Below are 23,551 nucleotides of genomic sequence, written 5' to 3'. Positions count from 1 at the left end.
GCCCGCACGGTGGCTGACCTGCCGATGGCGGACCATCAAGTGTTGCACGGCGCGGAACACCGGAAAAAAGTCTCGCTGGACAGGCAACGTCATACTCGCCCCACACGTCTAGCAAGCGGGACAACTGACCAGGGAGGGCCCATGCAGCGTGTCCGGTTCTTCGCCCGGGTCGCCGGCCTGGCGGTGGTCGTGCTGGTCGGCGTCGGCGCGTGCGCGCTCGATCCGCAGACGGAGGGCGCCGGGGTCACCACCCCCGCGCCGGTCGGGCTGACGGAGGGAGCATCGGGGGCGAGCGCGCCGCCCACGCCCGAGCGGCCGGCGACGTCCCCGTCGGCGCAGCCGAGCCGGACGGCCACGCCGAAACCCTCCCGGTCGCCGTCGGCGACCGCGTCACCGAAGCCCCGGCCCAAGCCGTCCCGGTCGGCCGGGTGCCCGCAGGGCGAGCACCAGCGGGCCGTGGAGGGCTACCTGAGCCGGCTGGGCGGTTTCGGGACGCTGACCGTGGACGGCACGCAGTCCGCCGCCGACTGCGCCGCGATCAAGAAGTTCCAGACCCGCTACGGCATCAGCCCGGCCGCCGGCCGCGCCGGCCCCACCACGTACGACGTGGCGAAGCGACTGGCGGGCACGGACGTGTCGCGGTGCCGGGCCGGTTCCCGCCTCACGTTCTGCGTCGACCTGACCCGGCAGACCGTGTGGGCGATGCGCGGCGGGAAGGTGGTGCTCGGCCCGACCGTCACCCGCACCGGCATGTCCGGCTACGCCACCCCCGCCGGGACCTACTCCGTCGGCGGCCGGAACCCGCGCGAGTGGTCCAACCCGTACGAGGTGTGGCTGCCCTACTGGCAGCGGTTCAACGGCGGGATCGGCTTCCACGAGACCACCACCTACCTGCACAACGGCGCGATCGGCTCGCACGGCTGCGTCAACCTGCTGCACCGCGACGCGGTACGCCTCTGGGAACTGGGCTCGATCGGCACCCGCGTGGTGGTGATCGGCCGACGTCCCGGCACCTGAGCCCGCCCGCCCCGTGACCGGACCGCCCGGATCAGGGTTTTAACCCCTGTCCGCGCGGTTCGGTCGGTGCCACTCTGGAAGCCGGGTCCACCACGGGGCGGGGAGGGGCTGGCATGACCGTCGATCAGGACGTGCTTCGAGAGGCCGAGCGGGCGCCGCAGCAGGTCTCCACGGCGGCGGTGGTCGGCTACGCGGTCGCCGCCGTGGGCGTGTTCGGGTGGTTCCTGTTCGGGCTGCTGGTGCAGCGGCAGGGCTTCGTCGACTCGGTCGGCGAGTCCGCCGGGGCGGCGTTCGCGCTGCTGCTGGCCGTCTCGGTGATCGGGACGCTGCGACGCAACGGGGAATAGCCGTCACTCCTCCAGCACGGCGGCCGTGATCCGGTGCAACGCGAACGTGTGCAGCATCTCGGTGCGGTCGTCCTCGGCGCGCAGGTAGCCGGCGCCGATCGACACCGGCCGGACCAGCCGGGACGCGGTCGCCCCGTGCGCGTCGACGTAACCCACCCAGACCAGCGCCTTGTCGCGTACCGCCTGCTGGAGCACGGCCAGCGCGTCGCCGTGCCCGGTCACCGGCGCCGGGCCGCCGGTCGCCGCCGCGCCGCGGACCACCGCCGGGGCCCGCCGCGCCGCCCGGGCCGCCGCGTCACCCCGGCGGATCTGCTCCACCACGCCGAGTAGGCGGGGCATCGGCAGCTTCGGCGTGGCCAGCGGGTCCACCGCACGACCGGTGAGCGGTGTCCGGGCCGGCGCCCGCCGGGTCTTCGGCCGGGCCAGCACCGTCGCGCCGCTGGCGTCCTCGGGCACCGGCGCGTACCCGGCGTCGCGCAGGGCGAGCAGCATCCGGTTCACCTGGTACGGCGTGACCAGCACCGTGGGGGCGAGCCGGCGGAACGCCAACGATTCCAGCCGCCGGTCCGCCTGCACCTCGGTGAGCAGCGCCTCGTCGTCGCTGCGCACGTACCCGCCGGCCGAGCCGACCCGCAGGCCGCCGTGCTTGCGGGCCACGTCGTCGACCAGGTAGCTCAGCCCCTGCGGCACCGGGGTCCGGGACCGGCGGCGGAACAGCGCGTGCAGGTCGTCGGCGGTGTAGCCGGCGTCCAGGGCCCGCCGGATGCTCGCCGTGGTGACCCGGTGCACGCTCGCCCCGCCCGCCGACTCGTGCTCGGCCACCACGTCCAGCTCGGCGGCGAGCGCCGGGTCGGGCGGGCCGGGCACCACCACGCTCAGGTCGGCCTGCACGAGCACGTGGTCGACGGGCGCGGGGAGCAGCCCGTCCAGCGCGCGTACCGCCGTGGAGGGGTCGCCCGACTCGGTGTCGGAGCGCAGCCCCAGCGGGTCGTCGCCCCGCTCGTCGGCGTCGGTCAGCTCGGCCAGCAGCAGCCGCCCGTACGAGGTGAGCGCGCCCAGCCCGGTCAGCCCGAGCCGGGCCGCCTCGGCCAGCACCTCGCGGTGCGCCGTCTCCCGCCCCCGGGCCCGGCGGGGGGCCCGCCAGTCCAGCAGCTCCAGCACCTCGTCCGGGGTCGGCGCGGTGGCCTGCGGCAGGTCGGCCAGCACGGCGAGGACCGCCCGGCGGGCGGCGGGCGCCGCGGCGCGTTCCGCCTCGGGTGAGAGCACCGAGATCGGCCGGTCCCGGTCGTCGCGCTGGCCGATCAGGCCGACCTGACGGGGCATCGCCAGCCACGCCCGGGCGAGCTGCTCCCAGCGCTGGGCCAGCGAAGCCGCGCGCCACACCTCGTATCCGCCGGTGGGGAGGATCTGCTGGTCGCCGCCGTAGCGGGTGGTGGTCGCGCCGGTCAGCTCCAGCTCACCGGTCAGCCCCGCCGCGTACGCCACCTCGAAGATCAGCGCGGTGGTCGGTTCGTCCAGCCCGAGGCCACGGGCGAGCCGGCGCAGGTCGCGCACGCCGACGCCGCCGGACCGCAACACCGGGGCCGGTTCGACGACAAGTGCCTCCAGCAGCGCCTCGGCGTGCCGGACCACCTCCATGGTCTGCCCGGCGCCGGCCGAGTCGACGGCCTTGATCTCGCGGGCCGGGGCGGAGACCTCCGGCGGGCCGGTGCGCAGCGGGCCGAGCGGCCCGGCTTCGCGGCGCAGCACCAGCCCCACCTCGCGGGGCAGTTCGACGGTGCCGTGGGGGCCGCCGGACATTCGCACCAGCAGCCGGTGTTCGACCAGCCAGCGGATCGGGGAGCCGGTGGGCGCGCCGCCGTTGACCAGGTCGGGCGGGAGCACGTCCTCGACGCCGGTGGCGGGCGCCTCCAACGCGCCCGGGGCCACGGTGCCGACCGGCGGCCCGGCGGCGAGCCGGTCCAGGACCGCCCGGGCCGAGGGCGGCGCGGCGAGCAGCGTCCGCCGTAGCTTCGCCGGGTCCGCGCAGAGGGCCGCCGCGCGGGGGTCCAGCTCCGCCGCCGGCCGGCCCAGCCCGGCGGGGTACGGGGAGACCTCGTCGACGCCGCCGACCACGTGGAGGTCGTGCTCGGGGCCGTACAGCAGGAACCGCGCCCGGAGCCGGTCGATCGCGGCGCGGACCGCGGTCGGGGCGGGCGGGTGTGGGCCGGCGGTGGCCATGGCGAGGATCTGGTCGGTGGAGGTGCCGCCCTCGGGGCCGCGGGTGAGCCGGGCGGCGTCGAGGATCTGCAGGGTGAACTGGTCCAGCCCGTCGAGGGCGCGGGCCACGGAGACCCGGGACTGGGCGCGTAGGGCGAGGGCGGACACATCGGCCGGCACCGGCACGACGAGGTCCGGCCGCAGTTGGAGCAGGGCGGCCAGGGACTCGTCGGGGAGGGCCCGCAGGTGGTCGGCGAGTGAGGTGGTCATCGTCGTACCACGCTAGCCCGCTGGGTAGGTTCTCGGCATGTCTCCGCTGATGGTCGGCTTCGACCTCGACATGACCCTGGTGGACTCCCGCCCCGGCATCGCCGCCGCCTACCGGGCGTTGACCGAGCGCACGGGCGTTCCGGTGGACGCGGAACTGGCCGTGTCCCGGCTGGGCCCGCCGCTGCGCACCGAGCTGGCGCACTGGTTCCCGCCGGAGCGCATCGAGGAGGCGGTGACGCTCTACCGCGAGCTGTACCCGGCGTACGCGATCACGCCGACGACGCCGATGGCGGGCGCGGAGGCCGCGGTGCGCGCGGTGCACGAGCGTGGGGGACGGGTCATGGTGGTGACCTCCAAGATCGGGCGGTTGGCGCGTATGCACCTGGACCACCTCGGGCTGGCCGTGGACGAGCTGGCGGGTGACCTGTTCGCCGAGCAGAAGGCGACCGCGTTGCGGGAGCACGGCGCCACGCTCTACGTGGGTGACCACGTGGCCGACATGGCGGCGGCGCGGGCGGCAGGAATCCCGGGCGTGGGAGTGGCGACCGGGCCCTGTCGGGCGGCGGAGTTGAGTGCGGCGGGCGCCTACCTGGTGCTCAATGATCTTGCCGAATTCCCGAAGGCGGTCGACCGGATCATCGGGCTAGCCTTGGAGGGGTAGACGGTTCGAGTGGAGCGGGGTTCGACAGGTGCCGACGGGTCGAGTGAAGTGGTACGACGCGGCCAAGGGATACGGGTTCGTCACCAGCGACGAGGGTGGCGACGTGTTCCTGCCGAAGGGCGCGCTACCGGCGGGTGTCGCCGACCTCAAGGGTGGCCAGCGGGTCGATTTCAGCGTGGTGGACAGCCGGCGGGGCGCCCAGGCCATGGGCGTCAAGCTGCTGGAGGCGCCGCCGTCCGTGGCGGAGCTGCGGCGCCGGCCGGCCGAGGAACTGCACGGCCTGGTCGAAGACATGATCAAGGTGCTGGAGGCGAAGGTGCAGCCGGACCTGCGCCGGGGTCGCTTCCCGGACCGCAAGGCCGCGCAGAAGATCGCTCAGCTCGTCCACGCGGTGGCGCGCGAGCTGGAGGTCTGAGGGACGAGCCCGGCGTCGGCGGCCCGGCCCAGCAGCGCCTCCACGGCGGCGAAGCCGGCCTCGCCCAGGTCGGCGGTGAACTCGTTGACGTAGAGGCCGATGTGCCGGTCCACCACGTCGGGCTCCATCTCCTGCGCGTGCGCGAGGACATACTCCCGGCTGGCCCCCGGGTCGGCCCAGGCCTGCCGCACCGACTCGCGAACCCACGCGGCGGCCTCGACCGGGTCGACCGCGCCCCGGCGGGCCAGGATCGCGCCGAGCGGGATCGGCAGCCCGGTGTCCCCCTCCCACCACTCGCCCAGGTCGACCAGGGCGGTCAGCCCGTGGCGCGGGTAGGTGAAGCGGGCCTCGTGGATCACCAGGCCGGCGTCGTACCGACCGGCGGCCACACCGGGCATGATCTCGTGGAACGGCACCACCTCGATCCGCGTCGGCGCCTGGTCCGCCGCCCAGAGCCGGAACAGCAGGTACGCCGTGGTCCGCTCGCCGGGCACCGCCACGGTCGCGCCGGACAGGTCGGCGCGGTCGCCCCGGGTCAGCACCAGCGGGCCGCAGCCTCGGCCCAGCGCGCCCCCACAGGGCAGCAGGTGATAGTCGTCGAGGAGCCACGGCAGCGCCGCGTAGCTGACCTTCACCAGGTCGAACGCGCCCCGCTCGGCAGCCGTGTTGGTGACGTCCACGTCCGCGTAGGTCACCTCGACCGGCGGCGCGCCGGACACCCGCCCGTGCACGAGGGCGTCGAAGACGAACGTGTCGTTGGGGCAGGGGGAGATCGCCAGGGAGAGCGTCACGCCCCCACCGTAACTCCGCCCGCTACCCCGACTCGGCAGGTGTGAGCCCTTGCGTGCCGGCGTGCCGGCGTGCCGGTGTGCCGGCGTGCCGGTGTGCCGGCGTGCCGGTGTGCCGGCGTGCCGGTGTGCCGGCGTGCCGGTGTGCCGGGCTGGGTGATCGTCGTCGCGGGTGGGTGCTGGTGGGTCGGTCCGGGTCCGCCTTCGCCGGAGCCTGACCTCCCGCCCGAGCCGGCGCGATGACTGGTGTCGGATGCCTTTGGACCTGACGTCAGAAACGACTCAAGCTCGCCCGTCCCGGCCGACCACCCGGCGTGTCCGCCGCAGCTGCGCGCCGCTGCCGCCCGGCCCTGGACTCCTTGCCAAGTCCCGGTCCCGCCATGACCGGCCGGCCCGACGATCCCGCCCTGGTCCCGTTCCCGCTGCGCCTGGTCCTGTTCCCGCTGCGCCTCGTCCCGCTCGGCCTCGTACGGTTCCGTGTCGTGTCGTGTCGTGTCGTGTCCGGTCCGCTCGGCCGGATCCGGCTCGGTCGGCTGCTCAATCCGATCGGGTGCCCGGCCCGCCTCGCTCGCCGGAGGTCTGTCGGGCCGCGCGACATCACCAACGACTCAGCTCCAAAGGCACTCAACTGTCCACATCCCGATCCGCGACAACGTCGATGTCCACAGGTTTATCCACAGGCGGGTGCGACCTGTTGAAGAACGGAGACCGCCCTCGGGACCATGGCGTCGTGACTGATCCGACACCGCCGACCGATCCGGGAATCAACCTGGGCGACCTGCTCCGGCGGCTGCGGCGACGCGCCGATCTGAGCCAACGCGAGTTGGCTGGGCGAGCGGGTCTTCCGCAGGCGGCGGTTGCCCGGATCGAGTCCGGGCGAGCCAGCAATCCGCGTTACCGCACCGTCGAACGGTTGGTGCGGGCAGCCGGCGGCGGGATGCGCGTCGAACTCGGCCCCGCACCCGGAACCGACACGCGGGCGGCGACATCGACCGATCCGGGGCCGGTGCCACATGACGACCTGCGCGACCAGGCGGGCCGCCGCTACCCCGCCCACCTCGACGTCTGGGAGGTGCGCGAGCCCCGCGACTGGCCGGGCGCGTGGTGGGCCGAGTGGTACACGTTGCCGCCACGGTTGTGGCCGCTGCCCGTGCCGTCGGCGACCTATCGACTGAACCGGGACTACCGGGACGAGCGCCGGGATCGTGAGCGCGTCCGACGGTCGGTGACGGTACGCCGGGTGACCGGTCCGACCGTGCCGCCAACGGCCTGGCGGTTCGCGGCCGAGCTTCCCGGCGGCGAGCTGATCGGTGAGTTACGGGCCCACGACGAGAGCCCGCACCTGCGGTGGGGTGACAGCCTGCTGTGCGAGGAACGGGAGACCGTGCTCGACGGGGTGCTGGTCGTCGCCGCGTACCGGCGGTTGGGGATCGGTCGGCGGCTGGTCGAGGCGTTGGTCGCGGCGATCACCGAAAGTCGCGGCGTGGTCTGCGTCCGGGCGTTGACCGAGCTGGCGGGCATCGACTTCCTGCGCGCGTGCGGCTTCGAGACCGAGTGGAGCCGGCCGGCGGCGATGCGGTTCGACCAGGCGGTCAGCGGAGTGCGGCAGCGGCGGTGGTGAGCGCCGCGAACGCCTCGCGCATGCGCCACGCCGCGCGGTCGCGGGGGCCGATCGGGTTGGAGATCGTGCGCAGCTCGGCGAAGGGCACGTCGGCCAGGGCGGCGGCGACGGCCACGCCGTACCCCTCCATGGCCTCGGCCACGGCGTCCGGGTGCCGGTCGGCGAGGGTCGTGGTGCTCGCGGCGGTGCCGGTCACCGTGCCGACCGTCAGCACGGCGCCGACGGTGGCCGCCGGCAGCGCCGCGCGCAGGGCCACCAGCAGCGTCGGGTCGGCCGGCACCGTCCGGCCGACGCCCAGCAGTTCGGGGGCCATGCCCAGCTCCTCGACCGGGATGAAGCCGGCCGGTGACTCGGCGCCCACGTCGGCGGCGACGCTGCGGTCGGCCAGCACGATGTCGCCGACCGCGACCCGACCGACGAAGCCGCCGCCGATGCCGGCGCTGACCACCGCGCGGTACGGCCGGCCGGCCGCCTCGGCCAGCGCCAGCAGCCGGGCCGTGGCGGCGGCGGCGACGGCCGGGCCGACCCCGACCGGTCGCACCGTCACGCTCGGGTCGGTGAGGCCGGCGCGGACCGCCTCGGCCTCGGCGGGCACCGCCGTGACCACCAGCAGACCGCTCACGCGACCGGCCCTCGGGGGTCGCGCCGGTTCTCGTCCTCGGCAGCGCCAGGACCGCCCACGGACGAGGAGGGGCGGTAGATGTGGAAGCCGGGCGGTGCGAGGTCGTCGTCGTCCGGCGGCGGCGCGTCGACGCGCTGCGGCGCCGGCGAGGTGGGCGCCGGGTCGTCGAACGAGGTGACGGGCGGCTCCGGGAACGAGCCGGCCGCCGGGTCGCGCGTCGGGTCCGCCGGGCGGGTCGGCCCGTCGTCGCCCAGGGGCCGGCCAGTGGCCAACTCGTCGTCGTCCAAGGGGCGGCCGGCCAGATGCTCGCCGCGCAGCCGGCCGGCGACCAACACCCCGCGCAGCGCCACCAACGCGGCCACGCCGGCGGCGATCGCCACCCCGATCAGGCCGGTGAACGGCACCAGGCCGAGCCCACCGCCGGCCACGAACGCGAGCATCAGGGCGGTCTCGGAGTGCGCGAAGGAACTGGCGCGCAGCCGCTCCGGGATCCGCTCCTGGATCGAGGCGTCCACCGCCAGCTTGGCGATCCCGCTCATCAGCGCCGCCACCAGGCAGAGCAGCGCCACCATGGGCAGCGAGAACTTGATCGCGGCGAGCAGTGCCACGCCGGCCACGACGATCGTGCCGCTGGACTGGATCGCGGTCGGCCGGTGGATCCGCAGCCGGGTGCCGAGCGCGGTGGCCAGGAACGTGCCCACCGCCAACGCGCCGCCGACCAGGCCCAGCGCGGCCTGTGCGCCCAGCTCGCGGCCGAAGAAGTCGGTGGTCAGGTCGCCGGCCTTGATGGCGAAGGCGAGGAACAGCAGCAGGAAGCCGTAGAGCCCGCGCAGCGCCGCGGCGCCGATCAGCGTGGCGATCACCAGGCGACCGGCCGGGCGGCCCCGGCCCAGCGGGCGCTCGCCGTCGCGGCGGCGCATCGCCCGCCACGGGTGCGGCATCCGCTCCGGCGGCTCCGAGTCGGCCTTCGGCGGCAGCCGCAGCGAGATCACCATGCCGAGCAGGAAGATCACCGAGGCGACCCGGAGCGGCCACTGCGGCCCCAGCCAGAACGCGGCCAGCCCGATCGGGGCGACCAGCGCGCCGGCCACCGTGCCGTAGACGCTGGCCCGGGCGCCGACCTGGGACAGCCCCAGCCCCTCGGGAAGCAGCCGGGGCACCGCCGCCGACCGGGCCACGCCGTAGGCGCGGGACAGGGCGAGCACCCCGAACGCCGCCGGATAGAGCCCGAGGCCGCCCATGTAGTCGGAGATCAGCCAGGCCAGGAAGGCCCGGCCGAGCATGGTGGTCGCCAGCGCGTAGCGGCGGCCGTGGCGGAAGTGGTCGAGCAGCGGGCCGACCACCGGGGCGAGCATCGCGAACGGGACCATGGTGACCAGCAGGTAGAGCGCGACCTTGTTGCGGGCCTCGCCCAGCGGCACGTCGAAGAAGATCGTCCCGGCCAGGCCGATGGCGATCAGCGTGTCCCCGGCGCACGAGAGCGCGTGCAGGTCGAACAGGCGGACCATGCCGACCTCGTTGCCGGCGCTGCGGGCCCGGGCGGTGCCGGCGCGGCGGGTCATCCAGCGGCCGCCGTGCAGCGACCCCCGCAGCAGCAGCCGGGTGGCGCGGATGCCGGTGCCGACGGTCCGCCCGAGAAAGGAGCGGCCGGAGCGGGAGGACAGCGCCATGTGTCCCATCCTCGCCCATCCGCTCCGCCCGCGCCGCCTCACCCGGCGAGAACCCGCCTACGGGCATGGGGAACAATGGAATGGTGACCAGGCCCGTATCCGCCCGCGCTCCCCGGCTCGACCAGGTCTGCGCCGCCGCCGTCGAGGTGGCCCGCGACGCCATCACCGAGGTGGAGCCGACCGACATCGGCGACCACCTCCAGGCCGTCGCCGAGGGCGATCGGCTCGTCACCCACTACTTCGAGTGCCGGATGGCCGGCTACCGCGGCTGGCGCTGGGCCGTCACGGTGACCCGGGTGGCCCGCAGCAAGCACGTCACCATCTGCGAGACCGTGCTGCTGCCCGGCCCCGACGCGCTGCTCGCCCCGGGCTGGCTGCCCTGGCAGGAGCGGCTCCAGCCCGGCGACCTGGGCCCCGGCGACCTGCTGACCACCCCGGCCGACGACGAGCGGCTCGCCCCGGGCTACCTGCGCTCCGACGACCCGGCAGTGGAGGAGACCGCCTGGGAGCTGGGCCTCGGCCGGGCCCGGGTGATGTCCCGGGAGGGGCGCGCCGACACCGCCCAGCGTTGGTACGACGGCGACCACGGGCCGGACGCCGCCATCTCGACCGCCGCGCCGGCCGCCGCCCGCTGCGGCACCTGCGGCTTCTACCTGCCGCTGGCCGGCTCGCTGCGGCTGTCCTTCGGGGCGTGCGGGAACTTCTTCGCCCCCGACGACGGCCGGGTGGTGAGCGCCGACCACGGCTGCGGCGCGCACTCGGAGACGCTTGTCGGTGCGGTCGAGACGCCCGTCGACGAGCTGCCCACGGTCTACGACGACAGCGCGGTCGAGGCGATGTCGGTCAGCCGCGCGCCGGGCTCGGTGGAGTCGACCGAACCGGCGGAGCCGTACGGCCACTCCTGACCGATCAGCGCTGCGCCCGCCGGCGACGCCGGTTGGCGTCGTGCCGGATCATCGTGGCCAGGCCGGGGAAGCCCCACAGAAAACCGGCGAGGCAGGTCCAGAGCCAGTTCTGATGACCGTGCGCGGTGAGCCAGTCGCGGAAGAAGAGCAGCAGCACCAGGCCGGCCACCGCCCAGGCGATCAGCCCGGCGACGGCGAACGGCACCATCGGCGGGTCGAGCGGCTCGGGCCGCGGCTGCTGCTCCTGGGGCACCGGCCCAGCGTACGTGATCGTCCTTCCCTGTCCGCCGGGTGATCTGGCACGATGCGCGCGACGAGACCGGTCGATCAACCAGATGAGGACACGATGTCCATTGCTCCGCCGGCGGAACACGGCACACCGCCCGATCCCGCCCACCCGCGCAACGCGTTCGACCGCTACTTCGAGATCTCCGCCCGCCGGTCGACACCGGGGCGGGAGATCCGCGGTGGCTTCGCCACGTTCTTCACGATGGCGTACATCGTGGTGTTGAACCCGCTGATCCTCGGCGGCGCCGAGGACGCGGACGGTCGTACCCTCGCCATCCCGGCGCTGGCCGCGGCGACCGCGCTGGTCGCGGGCCTGATGACCATCCTGATGGGGGTGGTGGCCCGGTTCCCGATCGCGTTGGCCGCCGGGCTGGGGGTGAACGCGCTCGTCGCGTTCGAGATCGCGCCGCAGATGACCTGGGCGGACGCGATGGGCCTGGTGGTCATCGAGGGCGTGCTGATCGGCATCCTGGTGCTCACCGGCCTGCGGACCGCGGTGTTCCGTTCGGTGCCGACGCAGCTCAAGACCGCGATCGGCGTCGGCATCGGGCTGTTCCTGACCATCATCGGCCTGGTCGACGCCGGGTTCGTCCGGCGGGTGCCGGACGCGGCGAACAGCACCGTGCCGGTCGGGCTCGGCATCAACGGCAAGATCGTCAGTTGGCCGATGCTGGTGTTCGTGGTCGGCCTGCTGGTCACCGTGGTGCTGGTGGTCCGCCGGGTGCGCGGCGCGATCCTGATCGGCATCCTGGCCTCCACCGTGCTGGCCGTGGTGGTCGAGGCGATCGGCAACATCGGCCCGTCGTTCGTCGACGGGAAGCCGAACCCGAAGGGCTGGGCGCTCAACGTGCCCGAGCTGCCGAAGCAGGTGGTGGACCTGCCGGACCTGTCGCTGCTGGGCCACTTCAACGTGCTGGACTCGTGGACCCGGGTGGGCTGGCTGGTCCCGCTGATGTTCGTCTTCACGCTGCTGATCACGGACTTCTTCGACACCATGGGCACGATGGTCGCGATCGGCCAGGAGGGGGACATGCTCGACGAGCAGGGCACCCCGCCGCGCGCCAAGGAGATCCTGCTGGTCGACTCGATCGCCGCCGCCGCGGGTGGCGCGGCGTCGGTGTCGAGCAACACGTCGTACATCGAGAGTGCCGCCGGTGTCGGCGAGGGTGCCCGGACCGGGGTGGCCAACCTGGTCACCGGTCTGCTGTTCCTGCTGGCCATGTTCCTGGCGCCGCTGTCGGCGATCGTGCCGTTCGAGGCCGCGTCGACGGCGCTGGTGGTGGTCGGTTTCCTGATGATGACGGCGGTCCGGACCATCGACTGGACCGACTACGAGATCGCGATCCCGGCGTTCCTGACGATCGTGCTGATGCCGTTCACCTACTCGATCTCGAACGGCATCGGAGCCGGCGTGATCAGCTATGTGCTGGTGAAGCTGGCGAAGGGCAAGGCCCGGGAGGTCCACCCCCTGCTGTACGGCGTGGCCGCGCTCTTCGTTCTCTATTTCCTGCGCGGGCCGATCGAGTCCGTGCTGCTCTGACGCTGGTGAGCCTGGTCATAACGCGTGTCGTTAGCCAGGCTCATTAGTTAGGCTAACTAGTGTGACGGAGCGGACGGTGACGGCGAGACGCGTGCCGCCGGCGCAGTTGGCCCCCCAACTGCGAGATGCGATCACCCGGCTCAACCGGCGGGTCCGACAGGCCCGGCCGGTCGGCGACCTCACGGTCACCCAGCTGTCGGCGCTCACCAGCCTCAACCTGGCGGGCGCCCTCACGCCACGGGAACTGGCCGACGTCGAACGGGTGCAGCCACCGACGATGACCAAGATCGTCGCGAAGTTGGAGGAGCGCGGCCTCGTGCAGCGCACCCCCCACCCGACCGACGGACGGCAGGTCATCCTGGCGGCGACCGAAGGGGGACGGGCCGTGCTCGAGCAGTTCGAGCGGGCCCGCAACGAATGGCTGGCCAGCCGGCTGGCCGCGCTCACCGAGTCCGAACGCGACACGCTACGGCGGGCCGCGGACATCCTCCAGGGGATCGCCCGCGCCTGAAACCGCGTCGCGCGGTCCGCTTCGTCCGTTGTGGATGAGGCGTACCCGACGCGAGGAGGCGCACCTAGAGTGCAGGCCAAGCTGAGCACGATGTTCCAGTCCCTACGAGTCCGTAACTATCGACTCTTCGCCACCGGGCAGCTGATCAAACTGATCGGCGTCTGGATGATGTTCATCGCCCAGGACTGGCTCGTCCTCGAGCTCAGCGACAACTCCGCGACCGCGCTCGGCGTGGTCACCGCGTTGCAGTTCACCCCCGTGCTCCTGCTCACCCTGCTCTCCGGCCGCCTCGCCGACCGGTACGACAAGCGGATGCTGCTCTTCGTCGCCAACGCGTTCTGGACCGTGCTGGCGCTCGGCATGAGCCTGCTCGTCGTCACCGGCCTGGTGCAGCTCTGGCACGTCTTCGCGTTCGCCGCCCTGCTCGGCGTCGCCAACGCGGTGGAGACCCCGGTGCGGCAGGCGTTCGTCTCCGAACTGGTCGGCGTGCCGCTGCTGCCGAACGCGCTCTCGCTCAACGCGGCGGTGTTCAACTCCGCCCGGATCGTCGGCCCCGCCGTCGCCGGCCTCGCCATCGCCGCCGTCGACGTCGGCCCGGTCTTCATGGTCACCGCGCTCAGCTCGATCGCCCCGCTGGTCAACGTGGTGCGGATGCGTCCGGCCGAGCTGCACCGCAAGGACCTGCCGCCGACCGGAGAACGCGACCAGGCCCGGGTGGTGGACGGCCTGCGGTACGTCGCCCGCCGCCCCGACCTGCTGCTGCCCATGGTCGTCATGTCGGTGATCGGGATGAGCCTGTTCAACTTCCAGCTCACCCTCGCCGCGCTGGCCAAGACCGTGTTCCGGACCGGTGCCGCCTCGTTCGGCCTGTTCAGCACCGCGCTGGCGGTCGGTGCGCTGGTCGGCGCGCTCGCCGGCACCGGCCGGCGCAGCCGGCCCTCGGTCTGGTTGGTGCTCGGCGCGGCGGTCGGCTGTGCCAGCTTCGGCACGCTGGTCGGGCTCGCCCCCGCGTACTGGATGGTGGTGGCGCTCCTGCTGCCCACCGGCTTCTTCATGGTCTTCTTCGCCCAGGCCGCCAACCAGCGGGTGCAGCTCGGCGTCGACGCGTCCTTCCGGGGACGGGTGATGGCGCTGTGGGTGCTGGTGTTCCTGGGCACCAACCCGGTCGGCGCGCCGATCATCGGGTGGGTGGCCGAGCGGTTCGGCGCCGGCGCGAGCATCTGGATCGGTGGACTGATCTCGCTGGCCGCCGCGCTGCTGGCGCTCACCTGGCAACTGCGCCGCTCCGGGGCGCGCCTGCGGATGCGGGTGCTGCCGATGCCCCGCTTCTACGTGGTGTCCCCCGGGGCCGAGTGAAAGGCGGGGCCCCCTGTTAACGCATTCTGCATAGCAGGGGGCCCCGCTTAACACCCGGGTCGGTTTTGGCAAACGGGTGGCGGGTGGGTGCGGCAGGGCTTAGCGTCGATGTGTGGGATTGGGGCAGGGGCTTCTGCTGGCGTTGGCGATCCTCGCCGTCTGCTGCCTGCCCGCCCTGTTCGCGCTGATCTTCTGCGCCGACGAGATCATCGACCGGGTCGCGTGCGGCTGGGCCGAGTGGCGGGAGCAACGCCGCGAGCGCCGCACCATCGCCCGGCTCGATCGGGCCATCGAGGCCGAGGCCCTGACCCGCGACATCGACCTGACCGAGTTCGAGCGGGAGGGCCGGCGCCCGTTGGAGCAACTCGCCGTCGACCTGCGCCGGCTCGGCGGCCACCGGCTGGCCGCCGCCGACCGCTCGGTCGTCTGGCACGGCGCGGTCATCGGGGCGTACGACGACCGGCTGCGCGCGGCCTGCCGCGCGCTCGGCATCGCCGAGCACCTGGCCGAGCTGGACGGCGTCGACCGGGAGATCGAACGGGTACGCGTCGAAGGGCTGCTGCACGCCGCCGGGCTGACCCTGCCGGCCGCCCGGGCGGCGCACCACCAGCGGCACCGTTGACCGGGTGCGGCTCTTCGCGGCGGTCCACCCGCCTGCGGCGGCGGTCGCCGACCTGACCGCGCGGGTCGCCGAGCTACGGGTCGCCGCGGCCCCGGGAGTCCGGCTCGCCGACCCGGCGCACCTCCACCTCACGCTGGCGTTCCTCGGCGAGGTGCCGGAAGACCGGCTGGTCGACGCGGAAAGCACGCTCGGGCGGGCCGCACAGGCGTTCCGGGACGGCCGGGGAAGCTCGCCTCGGCTGCGCCTGGGCGGCGGGGGCAGCTTCGGTCAGGGCCGGTCCACCGTGCTCTGGGTGGACGTCGGGGGTGAGACCGAGGCGCTGGGCACGCTCGCCGGGCTGGTGCGCGACGGGTTGCGCCGGGCCGAGCTGCCGTACGACGACAAGCCGTTCCGGGCCCACCTGACCATCGCGCGTCCCGGCGACCGGGTGACCCGCACCGAGGTGCGGGCCGACCGGGAGACGTTGCACGGGTACGCCGGACCGGAGTGGTCGGCCGACGAGCTGGTGCTGGTCCGCAGTCACCTCGGCCGCCCGGCGCGCTACACCCGGCTCGCCGCCTGGCCGCTCTGACTCCGCCGTCGAGTGGTTAACAGGGGCCCCCTCCTATACCTGAGGCGTTAACAGGGGGCCCCTCCTTACACACCTACCAGGCCCAGGCCTCGGGGCCGGGGCCGCCGTTGCCGATCGGCGGGAACAACTCGTCGAGGCGGGTCAGGGTGGGCTCGTCCAGGTGGACATCGAGCGCGCCGAGGTTGCGGTCGAGCTGGTCCATGGTGCGCGGACCGACGATCGGGGCGGTCACCCCGGGCCGGGAGAGCAGCCAGGCCAGCGCCACGTCCGCCGGGTCGCTGCCCAGGTCGGCGCAGAGCTTCTCGTACGCCTCGATGGTGGTCCGGTGCTCGGCCAACGCGTCAGCCGAGCGGCCGGACGTGCCCCGGGCCGCGCTGCCGTCGGCCATCTTCCGGATGATCCCGGAGAGCAACCCGCCGTGCAGCGGCGACCAGGGGATGATGCCCAGCCCGTAGTGCTGCGCGGCGGGGATCACCTCCAGCTCGACGTGCCGGGTGAGCAGGTTGTAGATGGACTGCTCGGAGACGAGACCGAGGAAGTTGCGCTTGCCGGCCGCGGCCTGGGCCTGGGCGATGTGCCAGCCGGCGAAGTTGGACGACCCGACGTAGAGCACCTTGCCCTGCGCGACGAGCGTCTCCATCGCCTGCCAGATCTCCTCCCACGGCGTGGTCCGGGAGACGTGGTGCATCTGGTAGAGGTCGATGGTGTCGGTCTGGAGACGCCGCAGCGAATCCTCGCAGGCCCGGACGATGTGCCGGGCGCTCAGGCCCTGGTCGTTGGGCCACTCGCTCATTTTGCCGTACACCTTGGTGGCCAGGACGACCTTGTCGCGGCGCCCGTCGCCCTGCGCGAACCAGCGGCCGACGATCTGCTCGGTGACGCCCTCGCCGAGCTTCCAGCCGTAGACGTTCGCGGTGTCGAAGAAGTTGATCCCGTGTTCCAGCGCCCGGTCCATGATGGCGAAGCTGTCCGGCTCGTCCGTCTGCGGCCCGAAGTTCATGGTGCCGAGGCAGAGCCGGCTCACCGACAGGCCGGTGCGTCCCAGGTTCGTGTACTCCATGGGTCCACCCTGGCACGCGGGCACTTCGAGTGCCTCACTTCACGTGAGCGTGCCAGGGGGGACCGGTGGATCAGGAGGACTCGCGCGCCGCCGGGCCGCTGCCGAAGAGGACGTCGTCCCAGCTCGGCAGCCGCTTGCGGGGCTTGCCGCCGGCCTCGGCCGCCTCGGTGCCGTTGCCACCGGACGCCGGCGGGTTGCCGGTGCGGCGGGGCCGCAGCACCGCCAGCGACGGCACCGCCGGGATCTCCTTCGGCGCGTCCGAGTCGTCGTCGAACGCCGAGCCCTGACCGCCGCCGAGCAGCGCGGCGGCGCCCCCGGCGACCGCCCGCTGACGGGGCGCGTCCGAACCGGCCAGCGCGGCCGGGGAGCGGGTGTCGAGCCCGCGCCCGGACGTGCCGCCGAGCGGACGGTCGAGCGAGGCGAGCAGCGCGTCCCGGCCGGCGCGGATCGGGTCCCGCCCCGGGCGGGCCTGCTCCACCCCGGACGGCAGGCCGTGGCCGCCCCGGCTCGGCTCGCCGCGCGACGGGCCGGGCAGCGCGTGGCCGCCCCGCTCCGGCGCGGGCTCCTGGCCGAGAATCGGCGTGGGACGCTCGGCGCACAGGTATTGCGCCATGTCGTCGTGCGCGATCACGTTCTGCCGGGACTTGTCGAGATCCCACACCGCCTGCGCGGTGGCCTTGCCGGACGGCCAGGTGGCGATGATCCGCCAGGTGCCGTCGTCGCGGCGGTAGGCGTCCCAGGAGATCTTCTCGGTGTCGATGCCGTGCTGGGCCAGCCGGCCGTTGACGACCTCGGCCAGCGGGGTCGGCTTCTCGGCGCCCTTGAGCCGGGTGCGGCGGGCGTGCTGGGCCAGCATGGCCCGCTCCTGGAGCACCGGGCCGGCGTAGCGCAGCACCCGGTCGACCGGGACGCCGGCGATGCGGGCGACGTCCTCCGCGGACTCGCCGGACCGGATCCGGGCCTGGATGTCGCGCGGGGACAGCGACGGCGTGGGATCGGTGGCGGCGGGCACCACCGCGAGCGGGGTCGCGCCCGGCTCGGCGTGCAGCACCGAGGCCACGCGCTCGTCGATCGGCAGCGCGAGCAGGCGACCCACCTCGTCGGTGAGCACCAGGGCCTGGCCGTCCTCGGAGAGAGCGACGAAGCGTACTGGGCGCATCGGCTTGCCTCCGTCCCGCTTCGCTGGCCGTCACACGCCACGAGCCGGCCACCCGGGCGTCTCGAACCACCGTACGCTCATCTTCCCAGCGGTGGGGAGAGCGACACCCCGGCATGTCGCGACTGAGCTGCGGCGATGGTCACGGTGGGTGGTCGCCGGAGGCCCGGCGACCACCCAGCGTCACGGCGTGATCAGAGTCGCTCCACCACGTGGTCGATGCATGCGGTGAGCGCCTCGACGTCGGTCGGCTCGACGGCCGGGAAGAGCGCCACCCGCAGTTGGTTGCGGCCGAGCTTGCGGTAGGGCTCGGTGTCGACGATGCCGTTGGCGCGCAGCACCTTGGCGATGGCGGTCGCGTCCACCTCGTCGGCGAAGTCGACGGTCGCGACCACGTTGGAGCGCAGCGCCGGGTCCGACACGAACGGGTCGGCGAACGGGGAGCGCTCGGCCCAGCCGTACACGGCGGCGGCGCTCTCGGCGGTGCGCTTGGCCGCCCAGGCCAGCCCGCCCTGTGCGTTCATCCAGTCGGTCTGCTCGGCGGCCAGGAAGATGGTGGCCAGCGCCGGAGTGTTGTAGGTCTGCTCCAGCCGCGAGTTGTCGATCGCGGTGACCAGGTCGAGGAAGGCCGGGACGTAGCGGCCCGACTCCTTGACCTCGGTGGCCCGGGCCAGCGCGGCCGGCGACATCAGGGCGAGCCAGAGACCGCCGTCGGAGCCGAAGCACTTCTGCGGGGCGAAGTAGTAGACGTCGGTCTCGGCGACGTCCACGTCCAGCCCGCCGGCGCCGGAGGTGGCGTCGACGAGCAGCAGCGAGCCCTCGTCGGCGCCGGGCACCCGGCTGATCGGCACCGCCACGCCGGTGGAGGTCTCGTTGTGCGGGGTGGCGTAGACGTCCACGCCGGCCTCGGCGACCAGGGACGGCGCGCTGCCCGCCGCGGACTTGCGGACGGTCGGCTCGCCCAGGAACGGCGCGTCGGCCACCGACTTGGCGAACTTAGCGCCGAACTCGCCGAAGCTGGCGAACTGGGCCCGGTCGCGGATCAGGCCGAACGTGGCGACCTCCCAGAACGCGGTGGTGCCGCCGTTACCGATCACCACCTCGTAGCCCTCGGGCAGGGCGAAGAACTCGGCGAGCCCGCGGCGCAGCCGGGCGACCTGGTCGCGGACCGTCTTCTGCCGGTGCGACGTGCCCAGGTAGCTGGTGGCGACGTCGGCGAGCGCGGAGACCGCCGCCGGACGGACCTTGGACGGGCCGCAGCCGAAACGGCCGTCGGCGGGCTTGAGGTCGTCGGGAATCCGGATGGTCGGTGCGTCAGCCACGGTTGTCTCGATCCTTCCGCATGGGCGAGGGCGGGCCCTTCTCCTGCGGGCGCGGACCGACGACCGGCTCGTGCGCCGGACGCACGGGACGGCCGGGATCCGAGCCCGGCCGGCAGCGCTGCCGGCCCCCATCCTCGCACCCGCCCGGCCCCGCCCGGCCGCTGGTCCCACGCCGGCCGTTGAGGCGTACGCCACAGCTCAGGTGTTAAGTGAGTGTTTGAGATTCCGGCTCAGGTGTGGGTTGCCTGGGCCGGTTTCGTGTGTCGGGCTAGGCGGGTGACCATGAGGTGGATCATGGCCCAGGTGACGAAGGCGGCGTGGCTGACCGGTAGGCGTTCGTAGTCGCGTACGCAGCGGCGTTTCTTGCTGATCCAGGCGAAGGTTCGTTCGACGACCCAGCGTCGGGGAAGCACGACGAAGGTGTGTTGTCCGGGGAGTTTGTGGACCAACTGCACGGTGAGGTCGAGGGCTTGGCGGGCCCAGGTGCTCAGGGTGCCGATGTAGCCGCCGTCTGCCCAGATCAGGCGTAGGCGGGGGTGGAACAGTCGGGTGCGCCAGAGCAGGTCACGGGCGATGGTGCGGTCGTTGACGTGGGCGCCGGTGACCATGACGGCCAGGAGTAGGCCCATGGTGTCCACGACGATGTGGCGTTTACGGCCGTTGACGTTCTTCGCCACGTCGAACCCGCGGCTGGATCGGGGCACGGTGTCCGCGGCGCGCACCGACTGGGAATCGATCGCGCCGGCGGTGGGATGCGGGTGCCGTCCGGCGGCGGTGCGGCACTGCTCCCGCAGTCGGTCGTGCAGCCGCATCAACGTGTGATCGTCGCGCCATCGAGCGAACCACCAGTACACCGTTCCCGGTGGCGGGAACTCCCTCGGCAGGGCCCGCCACGGGCAACCGGTGCAGGTCACGTACAAGATCGCCGTGACGATCGCCCGGATCGGATGCGCCGGCGGCCGTCCCCGCCGGCCGGCCGGCGCCGGCGTGAGCAGCGGCGCGATCACCGCCCACTGCGCATCGGTCAGCTCACCGGGATACCGCCGCTGCGTCGCCCGTTCCCGTTCCCGCCGCACCCGCTGCGGCGGATAACGGCGGGGCGACGCGGACGGCGTGACAGTGATCGGGTACAACGTCATCAGAAGGCCCTCGGTATGCAGACGGTTGGCTCGACACCACCGGACCTACCGAGGGCCTTCCCTCACCTCAACCCGACACGCCGCCGCACCCCAATCTCAAACACTCACTAAGAGGGGCCCCCGCCTATGCGGAATGCGTTAAGCGGGGGCCCCTCCTTACACCTCAGACGTTGTGTGGGATGGCGTCCCAGCCCTCGACCTGCTGCGGCTTGCGGGTGCCCGGGCCGACGTAGGTGGCGGACGGGCGGACCAGCCGCTGGAGCTTCTTCTGCTCCAGGATGTGCGCGGACCAGCCGCCCATCCGGGCGCAGGTGAACATCGAGGTGAACATGTGCGCCGGCACCTCGGCGAAGTCGAGCACCACGGCCGACCAGAACTCGACGTTGGTGGCGAGCACGCGGTCCGGGCGGCGGGCCTGGAGTTCGGCCAGGGCGGCCTTCTCCAGCGCCTCGGCGACCTCGAAGCGCGGCGCGCCCAGCTCCTTGGCGGTGCGCCGGAGCACGCGGGCGCGGGGGTCCTCGGCCCGGTAGACCCGGTGGCCGAAGCCCATCAGCCGCTCGCCCCGGTCGAGCACGCCCTTGACGTAGCCCTCGGCGTCGCCGCTGCGCTCGACCGCCTCCAGCATGGTGAGCACCCGGGACGGGGCGCCGCCGTGCAGCGGGCCGGAGAGCGCGCCGATGCCGGAGGAGATGCAGGCCGCGGCGTCCGCGCCGGTGGAGGCGACGATCCGGGCGGTGAACGTGGAGGCGTTCAGGCCGTGCTCGGCGGCCGAGATGAAGTACGCGTCGACGGCCTTGACGTGCCGCGGGTCGGGCTCGCCCCGCCAGCGCTTCATGAACCGCTCGACGATGGTCTCCGCCTTGTCGATCTCCTTCTGCGGCACGGCCGGCAGGCCCAGCCCGCGAGCCGACTGGGCGACGAAGGAGAGCGCGGTCACCGACACCCGGGCCAGGTCCTCGCGGGCCTGCTCGTCGGAGATGTCCAGGAGCTGACTGAGGCCCCAGTAGGGGGCCAGCATGGCGACCGCGGACTGCACGTCGACGCGGATGTCGCCGGAGTGCACCGGCACCGGGAACGGCTCGGCCGGCGGCAGGCCCGGGCCGAACCGGCCGTCGACCAGCAGCGCCCAGACGTTGCCGAAGGAGACCTGGCCGATCAGATCCTCGATGTCCACGCCCCGGTAGCGCAGCGATCCGCCCGCACGGTCGGGTTCGGCGATCTGGGTCTCGAAGGCTACGACGCCCTCCAGGCCCGGCTTGAAATCGGACATGTCGTCTCCTGGCTTCCGGCTCGGTGCGCCCGGTGGGACCGATCCGGCCCCGCAGCTCAGGCGACCCTCAGGGATGTGGTTCGTGACATCTTGCCCGGTGAGTAACCACGTGCGCGACCCGCAGCCACTGTGCGCCACGCGACATCCCCGCCGGTGGACACCGGTGTGGGTGGGGGAAGACTGGGTGGCGGGGCCTGGCCAGCGTCGGGGGACGCGGGCGTGCCCGGGAGAGGAACGGCGAGAGTGACAGGCGACACACCCGCCCCGGGCGGCATGCGTAACGAGTACGCCGCGGACCTGGGCCTGACCGAATCGGACCTGGCCGCGGACTGGCACACCCAGTTCGCCCGCTGGTTCGCCGAGGCGGTGGCCCACCCGCTGCCCGAGCCGAACGCGATGGTGCTCGGCACCGCCGACGACCGGGGGCGGCCCAGCGGCCGCACCGTGCTGCTCAAGGGCTACGACGCGGAGGGCTTCGTCCTCTACACCAACCACCTGTCGCGCAAGGGCGCCGAGCTGACCGCCAACCCGTGGGCCAGCCTGGTCTTCCCGTGGTTCCCGATGCAGCGGCAGGTGACCGTCACCGGCCGGGTGAAACAGGTCACCCGGGCGGAGACCGAGGCATACTTCGCGGTCCGGCCGCGCGGGTCGCAGCTCGGCGCGTGGGCCAGCACCCAGTCGGCGGTGGTGCCGGGCCGGGCCGCGCTGGACGCGGAGTACCGGGCCGCGACGGAGCGCTTCGCCGGCGTCGAGCCGATCCCCGCGCCGCCGCACTGGGGCGGGTTCCGGGTCCGCCCGGAGACGGTGGAGTTCTGGCAGGGCCGGGCCGGTCGACTGCACGACCGGCTGCGGTTCCGGCTGGCGGACGGTGGCGGCTGGGTCGTCGAGCGGCTCGCGCCGTGACGCAGGTCGAGCAGGCCCGGTCGCGGGGACCGCGCCGCTGGGCGATCGACCTGCGCCCGCTGGGCGTGCCCGCGTACCGGCGGGTGTGGCTGGGCAACGCGGTGGCGATGTTCGGCTTCCAGTTCACCGCCGTGGCGGTGCCGGTGGAGATGTTCGACCTCACCGGCGGCTCGTTCTGGGTCGGGCTGCTCGGCGTCGCCGGGTTCGTGCCGCTGCTCGTCTTCGGGCTCTGGGGCGGCGCGGTCGCCGACGCCCGGGACCGGCGTCGGGTGCTGCTCGCGGCCGGCACGCTGCTCTGGGCGGCGACGCTCGGGCTGCTGGTGCAGTCGCTGGCCGGGGCGCGCAGCCCGGTGCTGCTCCTGCTGCTGGTGGGCGTGCAGGCGGTGGCGTTCGCGATCACCTCGCCGGCCCGCAGCGCGATCCTGCCCCGGCTGGTGCCGGCCGAGCTGGTGCCGGCGGCCACCACGCTGAACTACACCACGTTCACCGCCGCGGCCGTCTTCGGCCCGCTGGCCGCCGGGCTGATCTTCGCCACCTGGCGCGTCGACACCGCGCTGCCCGTCGCGTACGGGCTGGACGCGCTGCTGTTCACCGTCTCGCTCTGGGCCACGCTGCGACTGCCGGCGATGCCGCCCGAGCCGGACCCGGGCGGCGGCGTCCGCAAGGCCGGGCTGGGCAGCATCGTCGACGGCTTCCGCTACCTGGCCACCACGCCGGTGCTGCTGCTCTCCTTCGCCATCGACCTGATCGCGATGATCCTGGCCATGCCGCGGGCGCTCTTCCCGGAGCTGGCGCAGGAACGCTTCGGCGGCGGCGCGGCGGTCGGCTGGCTCTACAGCTCGATCGCCATCGGCGCGATGCTGGGCGGGCTCACCTCCGGCTGGATCGGCCGGGTCCGCCGGCAGGGGCTGGCGCTGGCCGTGGCGGTGGTCGGTTGGGGCGTGGCGATCGCGCTCGCCGGGCTGGCCGGCCGGCTCTGGCTGGCGGTGCTGCTGCTCGGCGTGGCGGGCGCGGCCGACCTGGTCAGCGCGACCCTGCGGCAGTCGATGCTGCTGGTCTACGCGCCGGACCGGATGCGCGGCCGGCTCCAGGGCGTGAACACGGTGGTGGTGGCCGGGGGGCCGCGCCTGGGCGACCTGCGGGCCGGCGCCACGGCCGCCGGCTTCGGCACCGGCGTCGCGATGGTCGGCGGTGGCATCGCCGCCGCCGTGCTGGCGACGCTGCTGGTGGTGGCGTTCCCCGCGCTGGTCCGTTATCGCGCCTCCGTCCCCTCCGGGGAGCGCCGCTGACGGTAGGGT

Annotated in this window: 23 protein-coding genes; 13 read left to right on the top strand and 10 right to left on the bottom strand. The window is 73.7% G+C overall.

The window, feature by feature from the left end:
- The first annotated feature begins 141 nt into the window (after nucleotides 1-141).
- Nucleotides 142-1,017 carry a L,D-transpeptidase family protein gene (locus tag O7618_RS22905; RefSeq protein ID WP_278108181.1) on the top strand — a complete coding sequence of 292 codons (876 nt, stop codon included), beginning with the start codon at nucleotides 142-144 and terminating at the stop codon, nucleotides 1,015-1,017.
- A gap of 113 nt (nucleotides 1,018-1,130) precedes the next feature.
- Complete coding sequence (locus O7618_RS22900) at nucleotides 1,131-1,364, top strand: hypothetical protein (RefSeq protein ID WP_278108180.1); 234 nt, start codon at nucleotides 1,131-1,133, stop codon at nucleotides 1,362-1,364.
- A gap of 3 nt (nucleotides 1,365-1,367) precedes the next feature.
- Here O7618_RS22900 and O7618_RS22895 read toward each other — a convergent pair whose 3' ends face one another.
- Nucleotides 1,368-3,833, bottom strand: coding sequence for a helicase-associated domain-containing protein (locus O7618_RS22895; protein ID WP_278108179.1), 2,466 nt, complete (start codon nucleotides 3,831-3,833; stop codon nucleotides 1,368-1,370).
- A gap of 37 nt (nucleotides 3,834-3,870) precedes the next feature.
- Between O7618_RS22895 and O7618_RS22890 the strand changes: the two genes are divergently transcribed.
- Both O7618_RS22890 and O7618_RS22885 read left to right on the top strand, forming a co-directional pair.
- Nucleotides 3,871-4,494: an HAD hydrolase-like protein gene (locus tag O7618_RS22890; protein ID WP_278108177.1), complete on the top strand. Its 624-nt coding sequence runs from the start codon at nucleotides 3,871-3,873 to the stop codon at nucleotides 4,492-4,494.
- 28 nt (nucleotides 4,495-4,522) lie between these two features.
- Nucleotides 4,523-4,909, top strand: coding sequence for a cold shock domain-containing protein (locus O7618_RS22885; protein ID WP_073826071.1), 387 nt, complete (start codon nucleotides 4,523-4,525; stop codon nucleotides 4,907-4,909).
- Here O7618_RS22885 and O7618_RS22880 read toward each other — a convergent pair.
- Complete coding sequence (locus O7618_RS22880) at nucleotides 4,870-5,700, bottom strand: 1,4-dihydroxy-6-naphthoate synthase (protein ID WP_278108176.1); 831 nt, start codon at nucleotides 5,698-5,700, stop codon at nucleotides 4,870-4,872. The two genes, O7618_RS22885 and O7618_RS22880, sit on opposite strands and share 40 nt — an antisense overlap.
- Before the next feature lie 727 nt (nucleotides 5,701-6,427).
- Here O7618_RS22880 and O7618_RS22875 point away from each other — a divergent pair.
- Entirely contained in the window at nucleotides 6,428-7,318 is an 891-nt protein-coding gene (locus O7618_RS22875) for a GNAT family N-acetyltransferase (protein WP_278108174.1), read from the top strand.
- On the opposite strand, the gene O7618_RS22870 is transcribed toward O7618_RS22875, so the two are convergent.
- Nucleotides 7,290-7,940, bottom strand: a complete 651-nt coding sequence (locus tag O7618_RS22870) for a futalosine hydrolase (RefSeq protein ID WP_278108173.1) — start codon at nucleotides 7,938-7,940, stop codon at nucleotides 7,290-7,292. The two genes, O7618_RS22875 and O7618_RS22870, sit on opposite strands and share 29 nt — an antisense overlap.
- A complete protein-coding gene (locus O7618_RS22865) occupies nucleotides 7,937-9,610 on the bottom strand; it encodes an MFS transporter (RefSeq protein WP_278108172.1) in 1,674 nt (557 codons plus the stop codon). Before O7618_RS22865 ends, O7618_RS22870 begins: the two co-directional genes overlap by 4 nt.
- 65 nt (nucleotides 9,611-9,675) lie before the next feature.
- On the opposite strand from O7618_RS22865, the gene O7618_RS22860 reads away from it, so the two are divergent.
- Nucleotides 9,676-10,515: a DUF3027 domain-containing protein gene (locus tag O7618_RS22860; protein ID WP_278108171.1), complete on the top strand. Its 840-nt coding sequence runs from the start codon at nucleotides 9,676-9,678 to the stop codon at nucleotides 10,513-10,515.
- Between the two features lie 4 nt (nucleotides 10,516-10,519).
- Here O7618_RS22860 and O7618_RS22855 read toward each other — a convergent pair whose 3' ends face one another.
- A complete protein-coding gene (locus tag O7618_RS22855) occupies nucleotides 10,520-10,768 on the bottom strand; it encodes a DUF2530 domain-containing protein (protein WP_278108170.1) in 249 nt (82 codons plus the stop codon).
- Nucleotides 10,769-10,819: 51 nt separating this feature from the next.
- Here O7618_RS22855 and O7618_RS22850 point away from each other — a divergent pair, with 51 nt between their 5' ends.
- The 5 genes from O7618_RS22850 (at nucleotide 10,820) to thpR (ending at nucleotide 15,403) form a co-directional block, all read left to right on the top strand.
- Complete coding sequence (locus tag O7618_RS22850) at nucleotides 10,820-12,343, top strand: NCS2 family permease (RefSeq protein ID WP_278108169.1); 1,524 nt, start codon at nucleotides 10,820-10,822, stop codon at nucleotides 12,341-12,343.
- Between the two features lie 61 nt (nucleotides 12,344-12,404).
- Entirely contained in the window at nucleotides 12,405-12,854 is a 450-nt protein-coding gene (locus O7618_RS22845) for a MarR family transcriptional regulator (protein WP_278108168.1), read from the top strand.
- A gap of 69 nt (nucleotides 12,855-12,923) precedes the next feature.
- A complete protein-coding gene (locus O7618_RS22840; protein ID WP_278108167.1) occupies nucleotides 12,924-14,210 on the top strand; it encodes an MFS transporter in 1,287 nt (428 codons plus the stop codon).
- Between the two features lie 112 nt (nucleotides 14,211-14,322).
- The gene (locus O7618_RS22835; protein ID WP_278108166.1) at nucleotides 14,323-14,832 is read left to right on the top strand and encodes a hypothetical protein; all 510 of its coding nucleotides are present in this window, start codon (nucleotides 14,323-14,325) and stop codon (nucleotides 14,830-14,832) included.
- Between the two features lie 4 nt (nucleotides 14,833-14,836).
- On the top strand, nucleotides 14,837-15,403 hold the full coding sequence (gene thpR, locus O7618_RS22830) for an RNA 2',3'-cyclic phosphodiesterase (RefSeq protein ID WP_278108165.1): 567 nt from the start codon (nucleotides 14,837-14,839) through the stop codon (nucleotides 15,401-15,403).
- A 73-nt stretch (nucleotides 15,404-15,476) separates the two neighbouring features.
- Here the strand turns inward: thpR and O7618_RS22825 are convergent, their stop codons facing one another.
- From O7618_RS22825 to O7618_RS22805, 5 genes are all read right to left on the bottom strand, one after another.
- Nucleotides 15,477-16,463, bottom strand: coding sequence for an aldo/keto reductase (locus O7618_RS22825; protein ID WP_278108164.1), 987 nt, complete (start codon nucleotides 16,461-16,463; stop codon nucleotides 15,477-15,479).
- 70 nt (nucleotides 16,464-16,533) lie between these two features.
- Nucleotides 16,534-17,622: a septation protein SepH gene (gene sepH / locus O7618_RS22820; RefSeq protein WP_278108163.1), complete on the bottom strand. Its 1,089-nt coding sequence runs from the start codon at nucleotides 17,620-17,622 to the stop codon at nucleotides 16,534-16,536.
- Nucleotides 17,623-17,813: 191 nt separating this feature from the next.
- The gene (gene serC, locus O7618_RS22815; protein ID WP_278108162.1) at nucleotides 17,814-18,941 is read right to left on the bottom strand and encodes a phosphoserine transaminase; all 1,128 of its coding nucleotides are present in this window, start codon (nucleotides 18,939-18,941) and stop codon (nucleotides 17,814-17,816) included.
- Between the two features lie 230 nt (nucleotides 18,942-19,171).
- Complete coding sequence (locus O7618_RS22810) at nucleotides 19,172-20,080, bottom strand: IS5 family transposase (protein ID WP_278108161.1); 909 nt, start codon at nucleotides 20,078-20,080, stop codon at nucleotides 19,172-19,174.
- A 163-nt stretch (nucleotides 20,081-20,243) separates the two neighbouring features.
- Nucleotides 20,244-21,350, bottom strand: coding sequence for a citrate synthase 2 (locus O7618_RS22805; RefSeq protein ID WP_278108160.1), 1,107 nt, complete (start codon nucleotides 21,348-21,350; stop codon nucleotides 20,244-20,246).
- 273 nt (nucleotides 21,351-21,623) lie between these two features.
- Between O7618_RS22805 and pdxH the strand changes: the two genes are divergently transcribed.
- Nucleotides 21,624-22,253, top strand: a complete 630-nt coding sequence (pdxH, locus tag O7618_RS22800; protein ID WP_278110117.1) for a pyridoxamine 5'-phosphate oxidase — start codon at nucleotides 21,624-21,626, stop codon at nucleotides 22,251-22,253.
- Nucleotides 22,250-23,542: an MFS transporter gene (locus tag O7618_RS22795; protein ID WP_278108158.1), complete on the top strand. Its 1,293-nt coding sequence runs from the start codon at nucleotides 22,250-22,252 to the stop codon at nucleotides 23,540-23,542. Before pdxH ends, O7618_RS22795 begins: the two co-directional genes overlap by 4 nt.
- Nucleotides 23,543-23,551: the final 9 nt, after the last annotated feature.

This window comes from Micromonospora sp. WMMD980 (assembly GCF_029626035.1).
GTDB lineage: Bacteria > Actinomycetota > Actinomycetes > Mycobacteriales > Micromonosporaceae > Micromonospora.
The sequence above is the reverse complement of the archived record's forward strand: the minus strand, read 5'-3'. Positions and strand labels throughout refer to the sequence as shown.

Coding starts and splice junctions, on each gene's coding strand:
- O7618_RS22905 (WP_278108181.1), top strand. CDS start 142: ATGCAGCGTGTCCGGTTCTTCGCCCGGGTCGCCGGCCTGGCGGTGGTC.
- O7618_RS22900 (WP_278108180.1), top strand. CDS start 1,131: ATGACCGTCGATCAGGACGTGCTTCGAGAGGCCGAGCGGGCGCCGCAG.
- O7618_RS22895 (WP_278108179.1), bottom strand. CDS start 3,833: ATGACCACCTCACTCGCCGACCACCTGCGGGCCCTCCCCGACGAGTCC.
- O7618_RS22890 (WP_278108177.1), top strand. CDS start 3,871: ATGTCTCCGCTGATGGTCGGCTTCGACCTCGACATGACCCTGGTGGAC.
- O7618_RS22865 (WP_278108172.1), bottom strand. CDS start 9,610: ATGGCGCTGTCCTCCCGCTCCGGCCGCTCCTTTCTCGGGCGGACCGTC.
- O7618_RS22860 (WP_278108171.1), top strand. CDS start 9,676: ATGGGGAACAATGGAATGGTGACCAGGCCCGTATCCGCCCGCGCTCCC.
- O7618_RS22850 (WP_278108169.1), top strand. CDS start 10,820: ATGCGCGCGACGAGACCGGTCGATCAACCAGATGAGGACACGATGTCC.
- O7618_RS22825 (WP_278108164.1), bottom strand. CDS start 16,463: ATGGAGTACACGAACCTGGGACGCACCGGCCTGTCGGTGAGCCGGCTC.
- sepH (WP_278108163.1), bottom strand. CDS start 17,622: ATGCGCCCAGTACGCTTCGTCGCTCTCTCCGAGGACGGCCAGGCCCTG.
- O7618_RS22810 (WP_278108161.1), bottom strand. CDS start 20,080: ATGACGTTGTACCCGATCACTGTCACGCCGTCCGCGTCGCCCCGCCGT.
- O7618_RS22805 (WP_278108160.1), bottom strand. CDS start 21,350: ATGTCCGATTTCAAGCCGGGCCTGGAGGGCGTCGTAGCCTTCGAGACC.
- pdxH (WP_278110117.1), top strand. CDS start 21,624: ATGCGTAACGAGTACGCCGCGGACCTGGGCCTGACCGAATCGGACCTG.